This is a genomic window from Parvibaculum sp., from assembly GCF_049672805.1.
GTDB lineage: Bacteria > Pseudomonadota > Alphaproteobacteria > Parvibaculales > Parvibaculaceae > Parvibaculum.
In genome coordinates this window covers 1-4,099 of sequence record NZ_JBATWS010000406.1, presented here as the reverse complement: position 1 = coordinate 4,099, position 4,099 = coordinate 1, and the positions used below count along the sequence as shown (strand labels likewise).

The window sequence follows — 4,099 nt, the reverse complement described above, 5'->3', positions numbered from 1 at the left end:
GAGCGGCACCGGGCTGTCAATGCCGCGCAGCGCCTCGTCATCCTTGGCCGGACCGGGCTGTTCGATCAGCGATACGCCAAGGCGGGCGGACTCATGGGCAAGGGGCAGGACTTCCTCGGCTCGCCAGCCTTCATTAGCATCGACGATCAGCGCGGAATGAGGCGCACCGGCGCGCACGGCTTCCACGCGGGCAATATCTTCATCGCCGCCAAAGCCGAGCTTGATCTTGAGGAGAGGGCGGTGCGCAACTTCTTTTGCTGCGTCGCGCATCGCCTCCGGCTCGCCAAGGCTTAGCGTATAGGCGGTGGTGAGGGCGCGGGGCGCGGTGAGGCCCGCCAGTTCCCAGACTGGCTTGCCACTTTGCTTTGCTTCGAGATCCCACAGCGCGCAATCAACCGCATTGCGCGCGGCACCGCGCGGCATGATGCGTTGCAGTTGCTCGCGCGTCATCCCGTCCGCAAGGGCAGGAGCAATGGATTTGATAGCGGCGACAACATCCGCTTCCGTCTCGCCATAGCGCGCATAGGGCACGCATTCGGCCTGTCCCGTCAGCCCGCTATCGCTGATGCGCGCCACCACGACACGGGCTTCTGTCTTTGCGCCACGGGAAATGGTGAAGGCACCCGCAATGGGCCAGGATTGGGTTTCAACAGAGAGGTCGCGCATGGAGGGCAGGTCTCGGGTGGCCAAAGTCGAGGAAGACTGCCGCCCGATAATGGCGTTTATGTGGGCAGGCACCAAGTCTCATTTCGGGACTGGCGCCACGCCGGATCAGATTCGCCCCGCGAACCAGGAGCCGTTCCAGTGCTCGCCGGGCGGATTTGCCTCATATTGCGCGATGCGCGCCTCATAGAAATCGTAAAGCGTCGGGATCGCACCATTGAGCTTGCGGCATTCGGCGATGGCGGCGCGGGCTTCGGCCCAGCGCTGCTGGCGATAGGCGGCGAAGATCAGCACATGTGCTTCCTGCAGCGCACGGAACTTCGGATTGGCACGCATGATAGGGTCGCCCAGCAGGGCATAGACGCGGCGGCCTTCCGGGTGGCGGGGCGTGGAAACGAGGTCGATTTCCAGCAGCGCATAGCGGTTGCCCACGGCGCGCTGCGTGCCTTCGCCGACAATGATGGCCGGGCCGTAATGGCGGGCATTCTTCTGGAGATAGGCCGCAAAACTCACCGGTTCGCCCAGCACGCCATAGTCGAAGCGCTGCACGGCACCCATGTTCCCGGTGATGGCCGTACCCGTATCAATGCCGATCGAGAGGCTGAGCGGCACATGGCTCAGATGCTGGCGGCGTGCATCCTCTTCGAGAAACTCGTTCAGCGCCTCAAGGTTCTCCACCATGCGCAGCGCCGCGTCACACGCCTTCGAGGCATGGTCCGCCGCATCAAGAGGCGCGTTCCACACAGCATAGAGCGTGTCGCCGACATTGCGATCCACCATGCCGTTCCGGTCGAGTACGATCTTTGTCATCGGCGAGAAGAAGCGGTTGAGAATATCCGCATAAGCCGTCGGGTCTTCCAAATAGCGGTCGGCGATGATGTTGAAGCCGCGCAGGCCCGCCACAACGGAGGACACCTCGCGCAACGTGCCTTCCGCCTGAATGAGGCGCGGGTTCGCCTTGATCCGGGCAAGACCGGCAGCGGGCAGGCGGCGGCCGAACTGTGTTTCCACAAAGCGAATTTCATCTTCCGTGTGCAGTCGCGTCATCAGCGCGCAGGTGAGTGCGGCTGCAAGCAGGGTGACACTCGCTAGGGCGGGATCAATGAGCCAGCGATAGGTTTCGAAGCACCACCAGGAGGCATAGAAAGCGCCGGCAATGACAAGTGCTGTCAGCACAAGGCCCCAGCGCGCGCGGAAGCGACGCACGACGAGAATGACGAGAAGGCCCGCGACGAGAATGAAAAGCTGTTCCGCTGCCGAGACCCAGCCCGGACGCAGGAGATATTGTCCGTTTGCGATCTGGTCGATGGCATTGGCTGCAATGGCGCCTGAGGCCATGCGGATGCCGAGCGGTGTGTCGTAAAGATGATCGGAGCCGTTCACCGACACACCGATCACCGCGATGCGCCCTTCGAGCAGAGCGGTATCTGCCGTGTTCGCCAGAATTTGTCCTGCGGGAATGCGCGGGCGTGTCGTCTCGTTGCCGAAATAGAGCCGGAGGTCGCCATTGCGGAAGGTGCGGGCTTCATATCCCGTACCGGCAATGGCGATCTTTTCGATGCCCGGCTCGATCTCAAAGGAGAAGCCGTTCATCGGCGCAACGACGCTCACCTCATAGGCGCTGCCATTTGCGGCAACGCGCAGCGCCTCAAGCGCGTTTGAGGGATAGAGCGTGCCATCAAGATTGACGAGGAGCGGAAGGCTGCGCACCCTGCCGCCGCCAGCGCGCGCTTCCAGCGTCGCGCCATTGCCCTTTGCCTGTGCTTCGAAGGTGGTGAGCGTTGTCCGCCAGTTATTGTGCGCAGGCATGTGGTGGCGCGGATCTCCGCCCTTCGGCGTAATGGCTGCCTTGGCAATCGGCGCATGGCGGCCGCTGAAATCTGTCTTGCCGGGCACGAAAGAGAGAACGGAGCCCGTCGTGGCGAGCCGGTTTGCAAGCTGGCGGTCAAGGTTCGGAAGCGCGGTCAGCGCCTGGCCGAAGCCCGCAAAATTATCCTCAGCCGGGAAGGGCGCCCAGAGGCGCAGCAATTCGGAAGCAGAGGTCGGATCGGGATCGGCAAGCGGCATGTCGATCACGATGGCGCTTGCGCCTGCCTCTGCGACGCGGGCCACCAGATCATCCAGCCTTTTGCGCGGCCAGGGCCAGGAGCCATAGGCCTTCGCGGTTTCCGCATCGATATCGATATAGATGGCGCGCGGGCCATCGGCTGCGGTTTCGCGCGGCAGGAAGCGCTGATAGGCATCGAAAACCAGATCCTGAAGGATGATGCCGGTGCCTGCGGGGTTGTAGATCGACACAGCGAGGCTCAGCACCAGCACAAGGCCGGGCAGGATCGCGGAAAGTCTGCGGAATGCAGGTGTCGGATTCATGTCTCACTACTCGCCAGCGCGAAACCTCTTTCGCGCGGGGATTGCCCCATTTTGACCCTCTGGCGCGCTTCTGTCCCTTTCCTGAACAGGCGACGCGCCCCTGCTACGCATATTGCAGCTTCCGTTCCACAGCGGGGAACGGGGGTAAGGGCTGGGGGTGAGGTGAGACGGGGGAACTGCCCGGAAACCCTCGTTTCCGGGCAAGGGCAAATCCTACTCGGCGCCTGTTTCTTGCTTCAGATAGGCGATGAGGTCTTTCACATCATCGTCCTTCTTGATGCCGGGGAAGGACATGCTGGTGCCGGGTACCATGGCACTCGGCTTGTGGAGATATTCGAACAGGGTCTTTTCGGACCAGACGAGGCCTTCCTCGCCCTTAGCGACCATGGCCTTGGAGAAATTGAAGCCGTCCTTCGTGCCTGCCGTACGACCGAACACGCCATGCAGGTTCGGGCCAATGCGATCCGGGCCGCCGGCCTCAACCGTGTGACACGCCTTGCAACGGGCGAAGATCTTGGCGCCCTTTGCGGGGTCGCCATCCTCGTGCTCATGCGCAAGCGCGACGCCAGACGTCATCGTCATGGCAACAGCCAGCCCGAGGAAACCTTTCCACATTGCACGCATTTTCTCTCTCCCTTGAAATCAGGCGCCTTCAGCAATGGTGAAGGATCACGCGTCTGCCTAAAAATCTATTCTAAATACATTGAAAGGGAAGGAAGTGCGACAGACTGGCGCGGCTTGCGCTTGCCGTAAGCGGCGGGGACGGGCACATTGAGCCTCAACAATATTGAGCAGGCTTTTTACGGCGGAAATCGGGGGAATTTTGGCCGGAGCGACGCAAAGAAGCGCGGGAGAGGGCGAGGCGGGGGAAGCTGCGACATGCCATATCGGCATTGAGAGCCGTCTGCTTCGTATCGAAGCGTCGGGCGAATGGCGCATTGCCCATCTCGATCCTGTTGACCGCAGGCTGCGCGCGCTGACTGCGGATTCGATCGCGGCCCATCAGGCAATCATCGATCTCTCCGGCATTTCGCGCTTTGATACTGCCGCTGCCACCATTCTAAAC

4 protein-coding genes are annotated in these 4,099 nt (G+C 62.0%); 1 reads left to right on the top strand and 3 read right to left on the bottom strand.

The genetic code is table 11. The annotated features are described in order from the left end of the window. From WBF74_RS12620 to WBF74_RS12610, 3 genes are all read right to left on the bottom strand, one after another. On the bottom strand, window positions 1-666 hold a 666-nt coding region (locus WBF74_RS12620), incomplete at its 3' end, for a dipeptide epimerase (protein WP_424440447.1). 105 nt (window positions 667-771) lie between these two features. Continuing rightward, window positions 772-3,033: a CHASE2 domain-containing protein gene (locus WBF74_RS12615; protein ID WP_424440445.1), complete on the bottom strand. Its 2,262-nt coding sequence runs from the start codon at window positions 3,031-3,033 to the stop codon at window positions 772-774. A gap of 213 nt (window positions 3,034-3,246) precedes the next feature. Continuing rightward, window positions 3,247-3,657, bottom strand: coding sequence for a c-type cytochrome (locus tag WBF74_RS12610; protein WP_424440443.1), 411 nt, complete (start codon window positions 3,655-3,657; stop codon window positions 3,247-3,249). Between the two features lie 199 nt (window positions 3,658-3,856). On the opposite strand from WBF74_RS12610, the gene WBF74_RS12605 reads away from it, so the two are divergent. Then, window positions 3,857-4,099: hypothetical protein (locus WBF74_RS12605; RefSeq protein WP_424440441.1), on the top strand; the 243-nt coding region annotated here is incomplete at its 3' end.